The organism is Chryseobacterium sp. BIGb0232, from assembly GCF_024810195.1.
Classification (GTDB): Bacteria; Bacteroidota; Bacteroidia; order Flavobacteriales; family Weeksellaceae; genus Chryseobacterium; species Chryseobacterium pennae.
In genome coordinates this window covers 345,802-360,905 of sequence record NZ_JANUEH010000001.1, presented here as the reverse complement: position 1 = coordinate 360,905, position 15,104 = coordinate 345,802, and the positions used below count along the sequence as shown (strand labels likewise).

Below are 15,104 nucleotides of genomic sequence, written 5' to 3'. Positions count from 1 at the left end.
AAAAAGTAAATTATGAAACCACTACATAAAATTCTATTCTCAATCGTCTTAGGTGCAGGATTGCTCAATGCTCAAAAAGCAGATTTAATTGTAACCAACGCAAAAATCACAACGATGGATGATAAAAATCCGGAAGTTCAAGCGGTTGCCATCAAAAACAATAGAATTTTCCAAACGGGAACAACTGCTCAGATGTTGAAACTGAAAGATTCCAAAACAAAAATCATTGATGCTAAAGGAAACAGGGTGATTCCAGGATTATTTGACAGTCACTTACACGTAATTCGTAGTGGACGATTTTACAATACAGAACTTCGTTGGGACGGTGTGAAAACGTTGAAAAGAGCTTTGGAAATGCTGAAAGAGCAGGCTCAAAGAACACCAAAAGGTCAATGGGTAAGAGTAATTGGTGGTTGGAACGAATATCAGTTTGAAGAAAAAAGACTGCCGACTTTAGCAGAAATCAATGAAGCTACTGGCGACGTTCCTGCTTTCGTGATGTATCTTTATGGAAAAGCGTGGTTGAATAAATCTGGTTTAAAAGAATTAAATATCAACGGTGATACGCCAAATCCGGCGCAAGGTTTAATCGAAAAAGACAACAACGGCGATCCGACAGGTTTGCTGGTTGCAGAACCGAATGCATTCATTTTGTATTCAACTTTAGCTAAATTACCTGAGTTGACCGAAGCAGAAAAAGAAAATTCCACATTGCAATATATGACTGAACTAAATCGTCTTGGTGTGACTGCGGTAATGGATGCAGGTGGTGGTTTTCAGAATTTTCCTGACGATTACGGAACGACGGAAGCTTTAGACAAACAGGGAAAAATTACCGTGAGGCTGCCTTATTATTTGTTTGCTCAAAAGAAAGGTTCTGAATTATCGGATTACACAAAATGGACAGGAATGGTAGATATCGATGACCACGGACATAATGATCATAATGAAATTGATTATCACGTGAATGGAGGTGGAGAAAACTTAGTTTCAGACGGTGCTGATTTTGAGAACTTTCTTTTCCCAAGACCTGAATTGCCTGCAACAATGGAGAAAAGTATGAAAGAAGTTGTAAGTCTTTTGGTTAAAAAAAGATGGCCTTTCAGAATTCATGCAACTTATAATGAGAGTATTACAAGATTCTTAAACGTCATTGAAGAGGTGAATGAAGAAACACCTTTGAACGGATTGGTTTGGTTTTTTGACCATGCAGAAACGGTTTCTGAAGACAATATGAAACGCATCAAAGCTTTAAACGGTGGAATTGCAGTGCAACACAGAATGGCTTATCAAGGGGAAAGTTTTATCCACCGTTACGGGAAAAAAGCAGCTTTGGCATCTCCGCCTGTTAAGAAAATGTTGGAAATGGGAATTCCTGTAGGATTGGGAACAGACGGAACGAGAGTCGCAAGTTATAATCCGTGGGTAGCGTTGTATTGGATAACTTCAGGTAAAACTTTGGGTGGAACTCAGATGATGGCAAAAGAAAATGTCCTAGATAGAAAAACAGCTTTATCAATTTCCACTTTTGGAGGATATGAATTGATAAAGGATTATGAAAAAGGAAAAATCAAAAAAGGATATTTCGCAGACCTTACGATTTTGGACAGGGATTACTTTAATGTTAGTGAAGAAGAAATCAAAGATATCACTTCAAAACTAACTATCGTTGACGGAAAAGTAGTGTATGGAGACGAAACTTTCAAATCAGTTTCTCCAGCTTCACTTCCTGTACTTCCTGAATGGTCTCCTGTAAAATATTACGGAGGTTACCAAACAAAATAATTTCGCGAAAAATTCTCCTCCACTGGAGAGGTGGCGAAAATTCAAAGAATTTTTGACCGGGTGGTTTACAAATATGCCTCAACAAATTTATCCTAAATCATCATCTAAAACTCAGACTTAAAACAATGAAAAAGTTCATTCAAATCATTACCCAAACCAATCTCGAAGGCAAATTAATTCACATCGCATTATTTATTTTCAGAATTGCATTATCACTAGAACTCATCATTGCTCACGGATTAAAAAAACTAGGAGTTGGTGTTTCAGAAGCAGAAAAAGTTCCAAATCCTTTAAACTTTCCGGAGGTATTCAATAGCCTTTTTGCAGACGCGGCCAACTTGGTTCTTCCGGTGTTTGTCATCTTCGGATTGTTTACGAGAATCGCAGTTCTACCAATATTGGCGGTAACTTTGACAGGATATTTTATCCTTCACTGGAACGATACTTTGCTGATAAAAGACACGCCATTTATGTACAGTTTATGTTATTTGTTTCTGCTTTTTGTAGGTTCTGGGAAATATTCAATCGATAATTATTTAAGAAAAAATTAAAATGAAAAAGCTAGTTAAGATTTTATTGATTGTTCAGTTTGTCCTGCCGATAATAGTTTCCGCACAATTTAAACTAATGAGGTTTGATGAAAATTATGCAGCTTATCAAGATTCAACAAAAACATTTTATAATTCTTTGAAATATATTCCGCTTTCTGAGAAAAGCAATGATAAATATTTATCGTTGGGCGGAGAAGCGAGAGCTGAGTTTGTAGAATTTAATAATGAAGACTGGGGAAGACTGGGAATTGGAAGCAATCCGTTTTTTATCCAGAGATATACAGTTCACGCAGATTTGCATTTAGGTTTAAGAGTAAGAGTTTTCGGACAATTAAGAAGCGCGTGGGAAAACGGAAGAAAAAATGGGCCAAGACCAATTGATGAAGACCATCTGAATGTTCAAAACCTTTTCTTAGATGTAGATGCAATTAAAAATGAAAAAGAAAAACTGACGGTTCGTGCTGGAAGACAAGAGTTGGATTACGGAAGCGGAAGATTGATTTCGGTTCGTGAAGGTCCTAACTTGAGACTTTATTTCGATGGATTGAAATTGATGTATCAAAGAGGAAATTTCAAATCGGATGCTTTTATAATGATGGCAAGCGAAATCAATACAGGCTCATTTGACAATAAATTCTCAAAATCGATTAATCTTTGGGGTAGTTATAACACTTTAATTCTTCCGAAAAGTGGAAATTTAGAATTCTATTATTTAGGAATTCACAGAAAAGAATCACGTTTTGAAGACGGAATAGGAGATGAAACAAGACATACTTTGGGTGGAAGATTTTACAGATATGGCGGCGGTTTTATTTACAACTTTGAAGCGGCTTACCAATTTGGAAACTTCAATAGTAGTAAAATAAGTGCGTGGACAGCTTCTGCAGATGTCGGTTATCTATTCGAAAATGTGAAAGGAAAACCGACGATTAATCTTCGCAACGATTACATTTCCGGAGACAAAAATAAAGGTGATGGGAAATTAGGGACTTTCAATCCATTGTATCCGAAAGGTGGTTATTTTGGATTCAATCCGCAAATCGGACCTGTGAATTTAATTGACATTCATCCTTATGCGACTATAGATTTAAACAGCAAAATGACTGTTCAGGCAGATGTGGTTTTCAACTGGAGATATTCTTTACAGGATGGCGTTTACAGACCGAGCGGTTCTTTAAATTTAACTTCAATGAATTCTAAAAAGCGATATATTGGAACTGCATTTTTAGGAAGTTTCAATTATAAAATCAATAAATTTTTCACTTTCAATACAGGAATTCAATATTTCAAAACCGGAGATTTTGTAGATGATATTATCGAAAATGACAAAGATGGACTTTTTATTAATTCTAGAATCGTATTCAAATTTTAATAAATTAAATATCATTAATTATCTCACATCAACGTTGAAATTTATTTCTAAAACTACCTTTGACAAACATTAAAACAACAATTAAACATTAAATTTTTAAAACAAAAAAATATTATGAAAAATACACTAAGCAAATCATTAGTAATTGCAGGATTAGTTTTTTCAACTTTAACTTTTTCTCAAACAGCAACAGCTAATTCTTCTAAAACTCTGGCTACAGTTGGAACATCAAAAAATTGGGGTTCTGTTGATGGAATTTCAATGATTGGATTGGTTCAGGGACCTTCTTCTGCAGACGCTCAGTTACAAGTTGCCTGTGTTTTCGAATATACAGATAACGATATTCATAGTGCGGAAGCTTTACCTGCAAATTTGAATGGACTAGTTCATTTAGACGACGCTTTGAAAGGAGAATTCACAAAAATTAGACAATCTGGTCAGTTCAAAGGTCATTCTTTGGAAACATTATTGATTTCTCCAAAAAAAGGTACTATGTCTGCCAAAAAATTATTATTAATTGGTTTGGGCGATAGAAACAAATTTACTCCTGAATTAATGGCTTCTGTAGGAGAGGTTGCAGCCCGTGAAGCAATGAGATTAGGCGTGAAAAACTTCGCTTTCGCAAGTGATTTAAAAGATGCGGGAATAGATTCTCCAACCGCCTTAGTAGCAGGGAATGTTGTGAAAGGAATTGTCTTAGCCAACCGCTCTGAAATTTATTTGAGAGAACATAATTTGTCTAAAACTAAGAAATTAGAAAAAGTATATTTGCTGGCTGGACCTTCATTCTTTGAAGTTGCAGGTGGTGGAATTCAGGCTGCGATTGCTGAAGTGAAAAAATAAAAAAATGGCGCCAACTGTCTTTAGTTGGCGCCATTTGGCTGTTTGTGACCTTGACGAGCGTATCTTCAAACTCTTTTATAGATGATTTAATTCGTTTGAGTAAAATTAAACAGGAATTAGCAATTCCTAATTTAAAATTTACTTTTTCATAGTTGTGATTTTTTTGCAAGATGATTTTAAATATTTGAAAAAATCGAAATTGGAATTGTTTGACTTCATTTGACTTCGATTGATTTCTCTTTTTTCATAAATATTTTAAGCAAGATATTTAAATCGTGAGTAGTTAGCAGGGTTTATGTAAAGATGAAACTTGGTACATTAAATTATATTGTTGCCAAACGGTTTTATGTTATTAGGAAGATATATTTTGAAGAGATGAAATTCTTTAATAACTAACAAACTGTTACCAAGGTAAACCTTCATTTAGAGCTTCAATTTTTTCATCAATCGATTCTATAAAAGAACTAATGTCAACAATTAACTTTTCTACACTTATTTTGGTAATGATGACTTCATCTCCTTTTTTGTCTTTTCCGTTTCTGTGTACGAGATGGTGTCGTATGTTGACCGCTTTTTGCGCTATTGCGATATCTCCAATTACAATTCCCAAAGTATCTTTATACATGCCTTTAATTTTTGGCAGATTATGATATATTACATCAATCATCGCCTGCTTACATATCGTTTTAATTTTTTCATGATAATCGTAAAGTTCATTTAACGGAATAGTTCTTCCCTTAAAATCATGAAATGTACTGACGAAATTTTTTGTATATTCTTCAGATTTTAGAGTTGTATTTATAAAAGCATCTGATAAATAGGTTTCCATAGCAGCAATAACACCGACAAAGATTTGTTGTCTTAAAATTCTATCTACAGTAGTTTTTTCAATTTGTATACTATTGAGTTCTTTAAGATTCTCAATTGCATTTCTGAATGTCTGCAAAAAATGAGTATTGCTGGAAATAGCTTCATATTGTTCCTCGTAAAAAGGTTCTGGATACTCATCAACCTTAATTACATAATCTTCGGAAAGATCACTGATGCTTCCATCACCACCAGCGTAAGTTGAAAACACATCAATATCAAATTGTTTGTGACAATGATCACAAACCGCAAAACCTTCCTCCTGCGTTTGACTTTTGACTGCTGAATCAGCTGTATAATCAGGAGTAGGAATAACGATTTCATCACTTACTATTGCAGTCCCACAGTTATCACAATTAAATGTCACAGTTAACGAACCATTTGCAAATGGATCAAATACAAAATGTTTCATAATTATTAGTCTTTTATTCTTAAACAGTTTTTACAATAAAAATTGATGTGATATGTTTTCTGTATAATTTTATTTCTGCTGAAAATCTTTATAAAGATAAATGAAAGAATGTTTCTACAAAAATATAATATATACATCATCTCTCTTATCATTATTTCCAATCTAAATCTATATTCATCGTCTAATCAAAGCTCATAATTGAAAATAAAGCTTTCTTATTTTTTAGAACAAATAATGCATACCTCTTATAATGGTTTTTTATTCATAATAAAAGGTAATTCTCAAGAAATTGGGAACATCGTATTTCTAAATCATTAATACCACTGAAAAAAAAATTAATCTTACATTTCGACTGAGTAAAAAAATAGACTCATTTTTTTAGAAAATTAATTTTTAGTTTTTATATTAAACTCATAATATTCTGTCATTAATCTATTATAATCAGAGATTTGATAATCAGAATTTTTTTGTTTGTTAATTAGCTCAATAATTACTTCTTTAATTGAGACTGGCGAGTTAGATAATAATGAGTAAATAAGAGATACTTCAGTGGGTTTGAAAATATCACTACAAAACATTTCAACGATCAAGCCAAGCGATTCAGCTGTGGAAATATTATATAATGCCTCAATTGAGGTTAGCTCAATTCCGTGGATTTCCTCATCAAATAATATGCATTTTCGGTTATTGAAGTAACCGTAGATCGCATTTAAATAAATATCTAAATGTTTATTTTCGCCAGGTATTGATAAATGCATTAGACCTACTAAAATATCTTGAGTATTGTCCGAAGCAATCATTTCTAAAGCTATTTGTTCAGTTACATCATCTTTATAATTGAGATAAGCAAGTCCTTCTATAACACCTCTTCTCTGCAATGAATTTGCTTCCGAAAGCTTTTCTAAAAGTTTTATTTTAGCTTTCTTTTGTCCTTTTTTTAATGTCGAATAATAGTAACCGAAATTTGCCAGATCTTCACGTTCAAAAAAATACTTTTCCTCATTATCTTTGATCGTTAAAGAATAATAATTTTCGAATGAATCTTTCGTTTTGTCCAATTCAAAATGCGCTAACTCGTTACCTAACAAATTGAATATAATCCGAAATTTTGGATATTTCACCCATTTAGAATATTGTTGACTCCTAAATGGTCTTCTGTAAACTAAAGGTATTGAACAATTCTTTTTTTCCTGGTTAATGGTAAATGTATTATAAAGAGATTTAATCTGCGAACAAAACATATTATCATTTGTTAAAGTGATAAGATAGGTATTGTCAGTTTCGTATAGATAATTTAAGGTGGAAACCTTCATTGATAAAATATTTATTGCCTCTGAAAAATCATTAAAAGTTTCATGATTTTTTAATTGAATTTTTACAATTTTATTTAAAGGTTTTGAATTTTTAAAAGGTTCAATTTCAAAATCAATACCATAGTCTGGTTTAATTTCTCTAATAATCCATTCGTCTCTGAAAAAATTTAACAATCTTTTTAATCCTCTTGTATCTTTGACATGGGCCTCCGGACGTGTAGGTAATTGTTTCACTATTGTTGATTATGAGTTTAACCAAATTTACATAATTATTTATTGATATGTGTAATTAATACTCTTTTGAAACTTGCAAGAATGATCTTTTTGATTAACAATTAAATCATTCTTGCTAAAAAGAAATATTATTAGTTCAAAAATTTGGTTATAATTGACCAAACTTTCTCTGTTTACAATCATGAGGCAGTTGTAGACATTGTAACCGGAAAATACGAACCTTCAGGATTGCTTCCGCTTCAGATGCCTGCAAATATGGCGACTGTTGAAAAGCAGAAAGAAGACGTGCCTTACGATATGGAAACGCACAAAGATTCCGAAGGTCACAACTACGATTTCGGATACGAAATGAACTGGTCTGGCGTGATTAAAGATGCAAGAACAGAGAAATATAAAAAGTAATTGAAAGAAATTTAGCCGTAAACATGAGAATATTTTCATCGTTTGCGGTTGAATTTTATTAATTAAAAAAAATAAAAGTTTAATTATGGAAAAAACTAAATTTTTAATATTGACTTTGGCTGCAGCGTTCCAATTTTCTTATGCTCAGAAAAAACCGAATATCATCTGCATTATGACCGATGATCATTCGTACCAAACCATTAGTGTTTACGGAAGTAAACTTTCGAAGCTGGCTCCGACTCCTAATATTGATAGACTGGCAAAAGAAGGAGTTATCTTTGAAAAAGCTTTTGTTGAAAATTCTTTATGTACGCCTAGTCGTGCTGCTTTGATGACAGGTCTGTACAGTCATCAGAATGGACAAAAACAATTGGCAGAAGGAATCGACTCTACAAAAGTTTTCTTTTCAGAATCACTTCACGATGTAGGGTATCAAACAGCAATTGTAGGAAATCAGTGAATTCAATTAAAAACTCCACATCTGTACCATTACCCGATTCTATAAAATTCTTTTAAGAATTTCGATTGTGCTTATAAAACAAAGATCTGCCTTATGGCTGTCTATTCTATCCTTTAGTTCTTTACCAGGATGAACGAAATTTCTGTAGATTCTTGAGAGGTTACTTAAATGTGTAAAGTCCTGACCAAAGAATTTTTGATCCTCAGCAAAGCTGATCAACTCATTGAGGACGGTAGAATAAAGCGCCTTGTTTTTCTTTTTTGTACCATCTTGAACCGATATCGTTGCTATCCCCTTGATTTCACAATGAAATATTAAGGCCAGTTCAACTAACGATCCAGATAAAACAATTGTAGCTTTTTGATGGCCTAAAAGATAATTAAAAAACAATTCATCGAGGTCACGTTCAAATAAGGCTTTGTATTTATCAGTTAAGGCTTCGGCACGTGCCAACAATGTGAAGTAGCCTTTTGCTTCGAGTGTATCTGCTGATAACCCCACAAATCCGTCCACCCATCTCTGCGGAATTTTGTGTTTTTGAATTCGGTTTATCTCTTCTCTCAGATACGGATTGATTGAATAAATAATCACATTATAATCATCCCGCTCTTTGGTGTCCACCAAATATTGTTTTTTCAGCCATTGTGTCAACAGGGAATCTGCTACTTGTTTGTTGACTGCTAAGTATTTTTGAAAATTATATCGTGGTATCGGAACTTTCCAGTTGTCAAAAGCAACATCATTTTTGATTCTGTCAATAAATTGAGCCAGCTTGTCAAGAACAAAGTCATTCTCGTTTTTTAATAAGTTAACGGCCGACTGGTATTCCTGCTGTAAACTTACTTCCCGTGCTGCCTTTTCATTGGCCAGCGATAATTTTTTCGTGGTAGTTTTCAAGTTAGAATTTAGGTTCTCATGCTCACTGTCAATGAGTAGTCCACGCTTGTAAAGCGCAATTGCGCCAGTATAATCACCCCTTAAATCGAATAGATTACCAAGGTTATTTAGTACGGCTGTATTATCCCCACTTTTTAGGAGGTAATGTTGGTACATTTCCTCGGCTTTTGTATTCTGATCCAGCTCAGCGTAGGCATAAGCAAGCCTGAAAAGGCAATCGTTTTCCGACAACTGGTCTTTTGAAAAGAATGATGAAAGATCTATTATCTTTTGATAGCTCTGATCGTCGAAGAAAAGTTTAAACAGATCATTAGCGTAATAGGCAACTTGCTCTGACAATCCATTCCAATATCCCAAATCCGAAATAATGTTATCGAAGAGTTTATTTCGTTCGATCACGGTTTCCGCCTTATAGGAAATGATTTGATATAAAACATCTGTATATAATGAATAAAGGAAATCATAGTGATAATGATTAAGAGATTTCATCGCATTTTTAACAGCCTTATACTGCTCCTGATATTTGCCAAGCTGGCCAGCAACGAAAAAACGCAATAGCCAAATTTTACCATTTAATAAAGGTTTCGCACGGTCTAACTTTAGCTTTCCAAGCTTGACCATAATTTGCTCAAAGTTCGAAATCTCAATGTGATCTATTGCGTGTTCAGCAAGAAATACCGGGCCACCCGATACCCGGCCTCCGTCACAGAGTAAATCGTGATTAATGTTGAGGTTGAGAATCAACTCATCAATTTTCTGACGATAATCTAAATCAAAATACAAGGTAAACAAACCAAAGAAACCAAAAAGGCAGTCTTGAGAATTTATTTCCTGATCATATGCGGCGAGATAAAACTGTTCTGCAGAAATTTTATCACCGAGTTGCTCAGCACACCGTCCCTGAAAATAATTGATGTCAGAGTTACAATTAGTATTATTATTTAATTTTAAAGCTTGGGCAAAGTGGATTGCTGATAGATCACAATTTCCTCCGGCAAGATAGTACTGACCTAAATTGAACTGTACAGAGGCAGATTCAATTCCCTTTTCAACTGCACGATTCAATGATCCAAGTTGCAAAGTTGACATTCCCTGACTTTTATAATGATCTGCAAGTAACACATAAAAATCAGCCATTTCAGGGTAATGAGTAATTCCTTTTTCCAGCAGTTCAATTTTATCCTGTCCTTTTACACTATATTTAAAATAAAGGAGTGCATGGGGTGGAAAGTGCAACGATTCACTAGCCAATTTATGATAGGCCTCTGATTGTGCTTTGTTGTAAATATAAACGGCACCATCATCTGATTTAGACCATGAACGTTCGGCATAGGACAGACCTAACCAATAATAGGCGTACCCATTGTTCTTGCCAGCCTTATCGTTTTGGATAGAAATTAGAAATTCATCAGCAGCTTTTTGAAAATTTTTTCTACTATGATACACTAGCCCCAATAAATAGTGACAATTGGCTTTCTCTGGATAGTCTTCAATCATTTTCAGGCATGCAGATTCGACGTCATCTATATTGTTCGCATGATATGCTTCCCACGCAATATTTATCGATTCCTGATAATGGTCTTCTCTAATATCTTTAATTTCTTCCATGATAAGCTAATTTAGACTTTTTTTCATAAGTAGGTACAAAATAAAACTGACCCTGCGCAGCCTATCTGCGCAATTCAATTTTTTATTTCCACAATTGGCCTCTTCATGCCGATAATATAGTAGTAAGCTTTCACTCCGAACATTTCCAAGCTGGATAAACAACCATGCTTAATGTTCAATAAAATTCCCCATACAGAAAATGAAGCTGATTGATATCCAAGTGTCTAACAGTTACTGGGGACATTTGAGCTCCAATGTCAAACAAACTGATAATTACTGAAGTACAGTTACTCTATTTGAGAGATTTGACAAAGGATTTTAATTTTGAATTTTAGGTATTTTCGCACTTCTGTGTTTTAGTTTTGTGTTATAACTACATGTAGTTTATGTGCAGAAAATATGTGGTTGCTCGTAAAAAAGAGAATAAGAAATGGCAAATACAACAAAAAATGTCTTCTTGTAGCTGTCGCATTATGTAAAATTATTTTGATGTTATTATTAAATGAAATCTATGAACCACTCATAAGATTTTTCAAATATTTATCTGTTCCTTCATTAAACCTCTTAACATCATCAGGATTAGCGTATCTTTTATCTATAGCATTTCCTGCTTCCCATTGGGTTGAGCCCATTCCGTATAGGCTTGATAATACATTGGGATTATAATTTCCTTTCAGCAAGGCTAGTATGTCGAATGCAAACTCGGAAAAATAAGATTCAAAATGGTCCAACCTCAGCCTGTAATAAGTGTTGTCTGCCAATTCTATGCATTTAGATGTAGCTGCGAAGGATAATGATTGATTGTTTGGAGCAATATTTACTCTTTCGTTTAACAGATAAAGCTTGCCGCTGTAATATTTACCAAGAGTTTCAGTACGTAAAATAAAACCTCCATAAAACCCTCTTAAAGATACAGCTTCTATCAGCTCGTCTAATGCAGAAAATTCCTTATCATCTTTTTCCCTAAGCTCAAAAAAGACCGTAGCACAAAAGAAATTTGCTGGCAGATATAATTTTAGCGGTTGATTAGTCGAATCGATTTTAGTGAGGAGAGGATTAAGTTTGGACAGCTGTTCAACGGCCTTTTTTGCTGACTTTTTATTGAAAGCTGATTTTACCTCAATTACCCCCTTAACATATTCAACGGGAATTGCGAGAGATCTTCCTTGCTCTGAAGAGTCTGCGCTATGGTCGACACACAGAATCGGAGATTCCAATTGGTCATAGATAATTACGTCATAGTGAACAAAATTTTCTGAATGTGGAATTCCCTGAGAAATTATGTATCCTGACGTAACACCATAACGTTTCGGCAAAAAATTGAGAAGCCATTTTCTAAATTCGGCTTCAGCAACAACACCGTGACCTGTTTTAACGGGTCTTTTATTACTATGCGTTCGTGCTTTATCATAATTTGAAAGCATTTCATCTCTTGCTGTAAGAAATTGCTTCCAACCTTGGTTTGGTATCTGAATTTTTAAATTTGGTTTTTCGTTGGCCATATCTTAGGTATATATCGTCTAATTTACGAAATTCGCATCATCCATTTTAAGCTCTAGTCGAAATAAATTACCACAATTTTTAAAAATAATTAAGTACTTTTTTCTAAATAGTATTAAATTATTTTTATAGAACTGTTGTACGGTAGTTTTTATTAAGATTTAATCTGTCAATTAATTCGAATATTACTCATTTCCTTGCGAATGCTAATTGTTATTCTGCAAATAATAAAACTTGACCGACAATCTTAAACGGGAAAAAAAATATACTGTATATTTAATTTGTTATAATTAATAGGATTGTAATAATGACGAAGCTTGGTACATTAAAGTGTTTAGTAACCTAATGTTTATTAAGATATTATTTTTTATAAATTATTTTTTAATTATGGGTTGTGCAAAAATAGCAATAGAACTACTTTTAAGATAGTGATCCGCGCCGCTTGTTAATAACAATCTTAGAACATTATTATCTTGTATACCTCCGTAAGGAATAATTATATTAAATTTAGCGTCAAAATTCGAAATTTCAGAATCTTCAATACTTTCAGAATTAGAAATTTGCAATATCTCCTTCTTAGTTTCAACAATTGCCTCTATAAGTTGTTTTGTAATATTTTCGCACGATTCGGTAATGTTTTCTGCCTTGGTTGAGCCAATTGTAGAATAAATTTTTTGCCACAATTCGCGCATTTTCTTCAATTTATCGGCTTCATCCAGTGCTATTGCTGTCTCAGGATTAAAAGTAAATGGAAATGCCGACCCTTGTATTACATCAACAAGTTGGGACCATTGTGTAGTTTTGCCCAATTCAGAAGTTTGTTGAGCATTTAGTATTTCCTTCCATCTTGTGAGATTATTAGTAAAAATAATAGCGCCAGTTGCCTGTGCTAATAATAGTGTTATTTCAAAATTAGGTCCCATACTCAACTGCCTTAGTTGGCCGCTCCCATTGAGTAAATCATCTTGCAGCAATGCTAGGGGATCCTCATTTCTTCTCTGTTGAGAATATTCGAAAACTTCATTCACATAGTTTTCCCCTGCATTAGGAAAAGCAGATCTGATTTGTTGCTTTTGCTGTTCTTCAGACATTTGCCAAATGGCTCTCTGCAGATCATCGTCAGTGAGCTTTCTAAAAATTTTATATTCATCATCATCAATACTTATTCCTCCGCTGTGACGATTTCTTGCCATTTCTACTACCTGAGATTGTAAATGTCTGCTAAAAATACCAAGATCTGGAAGCAATATTATTCTTCCGGAATCAACTAACGGAAAAATCTCAAGAAAAAGTGCTACGTTTTTTAATGTTTGTTGTTTATAAATTGAAGGATTGGCAACTGGGCTATATTGAGGGTTCATTCCGGTTGGATGATTGAAAGGGTTATGAACAATCAGCTGGTCAAAATATAGTGCTGCAGTAGTAGAAAATGTAGAAATTATTTGCCAATCTATAATACCTGTATAGACTGCTCGAAGTTTTCCATCTGGCTTAGGAAGTAGTTTGAAAATGTCGGTATGTACAGGCCATACTATTTCAAATAAAGTATGTATATCCTTTACTTGCTGATCATTAAGTTCTCGGCGAATATCTTCCCAATCCTTTCCTCGTGATAATCCTAAAATATCAACTATTCCATTATAGAAAATCAAGTTACGCTCTCTTATACTTCGAATGCTCCAAGAAGGTCTTAGTGATTCGGGCTTATCTCTGCAACAATCCGTGTAACTTTTGCCTAACCCACATGGGCAAAAATCATCGGGTTGCGGTTCCTCGTCAAGTACTGGCTTTTTTAAAAATTCATGTTCATCCACAGTTCTTCCAAAGGCATCTTGTCTGTAGGTTCTTCCATCACTATAACCTGCAAACATTTCACCACCAAACTCAAATATTTCTTCTTCCGGAGGCAATAAAGTACGTTGAACACTTTCCCAAGAGATGGTCGTGTCGTTTTCAGGATATAGCCATTCTTTTTCTGCTGCTGCAATATACCGACGCGCACTTTTTTTCAATATAAAATTTATTTCTTGAACCTGGTGGTCATTCAATTTTCGATTTCTAATAAAAGCATTAGTCCGGACCATCGTTTCACCGAAATGACGTGCATTTGTTCTTTTCTGCAAAGGGTCGTTGAGTTCTGGCTGCTCTGCATATTCGTAGTTCGTTAATATTAGGCAGTAGTTTTTGTTTAAAGGAAAAATTGTTTGCGAAGCCTTTAAAGCGATTGACGGCTCAATTGGATCTTGACCTTTTTGATTACTAATTGGGCATGCATAATTATAAGTTGTAACGGGATGATCCGTAGCCAAAAATTTTATGACAGAATTTTCAGCTGAAACAATTTCCTTCACACTTTCATACCATATTGTCGTGTGCATGTCCTGAATAGCTTCCATCTCCATCATAAGTTGTGTTTGATTAAGATGACTATATTTATTCTTTAACCAAAGTAATCCTTTCGGCGTTCGTGATTTTTGCGCGTCAATATATCTAAATAAGTCTTGGAAGCGAAAATGTCGATCGCTTTCTGTGCCATCAATGAAAGCTCGTACTGCACGCGATCCAAAATCATCAATTTTTCCAAACAATTCGCGCTCAATGATGTCACTAATTATTGGCCCGAAAAAGGTTGTATATAAATCGTACTCAAAAAAACACTGTGAAAATGGCAACAGCTTTCTTTCTTTAAGTTTTATGACCCTGCCATCTGGCAGCAACTTTTCCTTGGGTGATAAATCAAGATAATGGAGCTGGTTAGAATTAGTTGAAAAACCTCTCTGATACCATTGAGGTACATAATGATTATTACGCGTTAGTTCTTTCCTGCTCATATTTTTAAAGTAGATAATGATAAATTACA

The 15,104-nt window shown here is 34.1% G+C and carries 11 protein-coding genes; 6 read left to right on the top strand and 5 right to left on the bottom strand.

Annotated features, from left to right (window positions below; all coding sequences use genetic code 11):
• Window positions 1-12: 12 nt before the first annotated feature.
• The 4 genes from M2372_RS01635 (at window position 13) to M2372_RS01620 (ending at window position 4,551) form a co-directional block, all read left to right on the top strand.
• Window positions 13-1,785, top strand: a complete 1,773-nt coding sequence (locus M2372_RS01635) for an amidohydrolase (protein WP_123318642.1) — start codon at window positions 13-15, stop codon at window positions 1,783-1,785.
• Window positions 1,786-1,910: 125 nt separating this feature from the next.
• Window positions 1,911-2,336: a DoxX family protein gene (locus M2372_RS01630; protein ID WP_123318643.1), complete on the top strand. Its 426-nt coding sequence runs from the start codon at window positions 1,911-1,913 to the stop codon at window positions 2,334-2,336.
• Between the two features lies 1 nt (window position 2,337).
• Complete coding sequence (locus tag M2372_RS01625) at window positions 2,338-3,708, top strand: alginate export family protein (protein ID WP_123318644.1); 1,371 nt, start codon at window positions 2,338-2,340, stop codon at window positions 3,706-3,708.
• 114 nt (window positions 3,709-3,822) lie between these two features.
• The gene (locus M2372_RS01620) at window positions 3,823-4,551 is read left to right on the top strand and encodes a M17 family peptidase N-terminal domain-containing protein (protein ID WP_123318645.1); all 729 of its coding nucleotides are present in this window, start codon (window positions 3,823-3,825) and stop codon (window positions 4,549-4,551) included.
• A gap of 403 nt (window positions 4,552-4,954) precedes the next feature.
• Here the strand turns inward: M2372_RS01620 and M2372_RS01615 are convergent, their stop codons facing one another.
• Window positions 4,955-5,830 (bottom strand): HEPN domain-containing protein, encoded by an 876-nt coding sequence (locus M2372_RS01615; RefSeq protein WP_123318646.1) that lies wholly within the window; start codon window positions 5,828-5,830, stop codon window positions 4,955-4,957.
• Between the two features lie 386 nt (window positions 5,831-6,216).
• Window positions 6,217-7,377, bottom strand: a complete 1,161-nt coding sequence (locus M2372_RS01610) for a DUF4365 domain-containing protein (protein ID WP_185018715.1) — start codon at window positions 7,375-7,377, stop codon at window positions 6,217-6,219.
• A gap of 144 nt (window positions 7,378-7,521) precedes the next feature.
• Here M2372_RS01610 and M2372_RS01605 point away from each other — a divergent pair, with 144 nt between their 5' ends.
• Together M2372_RS01605 and M2372_RS01600 are read left to right on the top strand one after the other, a co-directional pair.
• Complete coding sequence (locus M2372_RS01605; protein ID WP_228455652.1) at window positions 7,522-7,779, top strand: hypothetical protein; 258 nt, start codon at window positions 7,522-7,524, stop codon at window positions 7,777-7,779.
• Window positions 7,780-7,864: 85 nt separating this feature from the next.
• Window positions 7,865-8,239 (top strand): sulfatase, encoded by a 375-nt coding sequence (locus tag M2372_RS01600; protein WP_123318648.1) that lies wholly within the window; start codon window positions 7,865-7,867, stop codon window positions 8,237-8,239.
• A gap of 39 nt (window positions 8,240-8,278) precedes the next feature.
• On the opposite strand, the gene M2372_RS01595 is transcribed toward M2372_RS01600, so the two are convergent.
• The 3 genes from M2372_RS01595 to M2372_RS01585 all read right to left on the bottom strand — a co-directional run bounded on the left by M2372_RS01595 (window position 8,279) and on the right by M2372_RS01585 (window position 15,075).
• Window positions 8,279-10,744, bottom strand: a complete 2,466-nt coding sequence (locus M2372_RS01595; protein ID WP_123318649.1) for a tetratricopeptide repeat protein — start codon at window positions 10,742-10,744, stop codon at window positions 8,279-8,281.
• Between the two features lie 509 nt (window positions 10,745-11,253).
• Entirely contained in the window at window positions 11,254-12,246 is a 993-nt protein-coding gene (locus M2372_RS01590; RefSeq protein ID WP_123318650.1) for a DUF6602 domain-containing protein, read from the bottom strand.
• 372 nt (window positions 12,247-12,618) lie between these two features.
• Window positions 12,619-15,075, bottom strand: a complete 2,457-nt coding sequence (locus M2372_RS01585; protein WP_123318651.1) for a DUF4238 domain-containing protein — start codon at window positions 15,073-15,075, stop codon at window positions 12,619-12,621.
• Between the last annotated feature and the right edge of the window lie 29 nt (window positions 15,076-15,104).

Bases quoted from the DNA above. Each gene is read 5' to 3' on its own strand.
- M2372_RS01635 (WP_123318642.1), top strand. From the start codon at position 13: ATGAAACCACTACATAAAATTCTATTCTCAATCGTCTTAGGTGCAGGA.
- M2372_RS01630 (WP_123318643.1), top strand. From the start codon at position 1,911: ATGAAAAAGTTCATTCAAATCATTACCCAAACCAATCTCGAAGGCAAA.
- M2372_RS01625 (WP_123318644.1), top strand. From the start codon at position 2,338: ATGAAAAAGCTAGTTAAGATTTTATTGATTGTTCAGTTTGTCCTGCCG.
- M2372_RS01620 (WP_123318645.1), top strand. From the start codon at position 3,823: ATGAAAAATACACTAAGCAAATCATTAGTAATTGCAGGATTAGTTTTT.
- M2372_RS01615 (WP_123318646.1), bottom strand. From the start codon at position 5,830: ATGAAACATTTTGTATTTGATCCATTTGCAAATGGTTCGTTAACTGTG.
- M2372_RS01600 (WP_123318648.1), top strand. From the start codon at position 7,865: ATGGAAAAAACTAAATTTTTAATATTGACTTTGGCTGCAGCGTTCCAA.
- M2372_RS01595 (WP_123318649.1), bottom strand. From the start codon at position 10,744: ATGGAAGAAATTAAAGATATTAGAGAAGACCATTATCAGGAATCGATA.
- M2372_RS01590 (WP_123318650.1), bottom strand. From the start codon at position 12,246: ATGGCCAACGAAAAACCAAATTTAAAAATTCAGATACCAAACCAAGGT.
- M2372_RS01585 (WP_123318651.1), bottom strand. From the start codon at position 15,075: ATGAGCAGGAAAGAACTAACGCGTAATAATCATTATGTACCTCAATGG.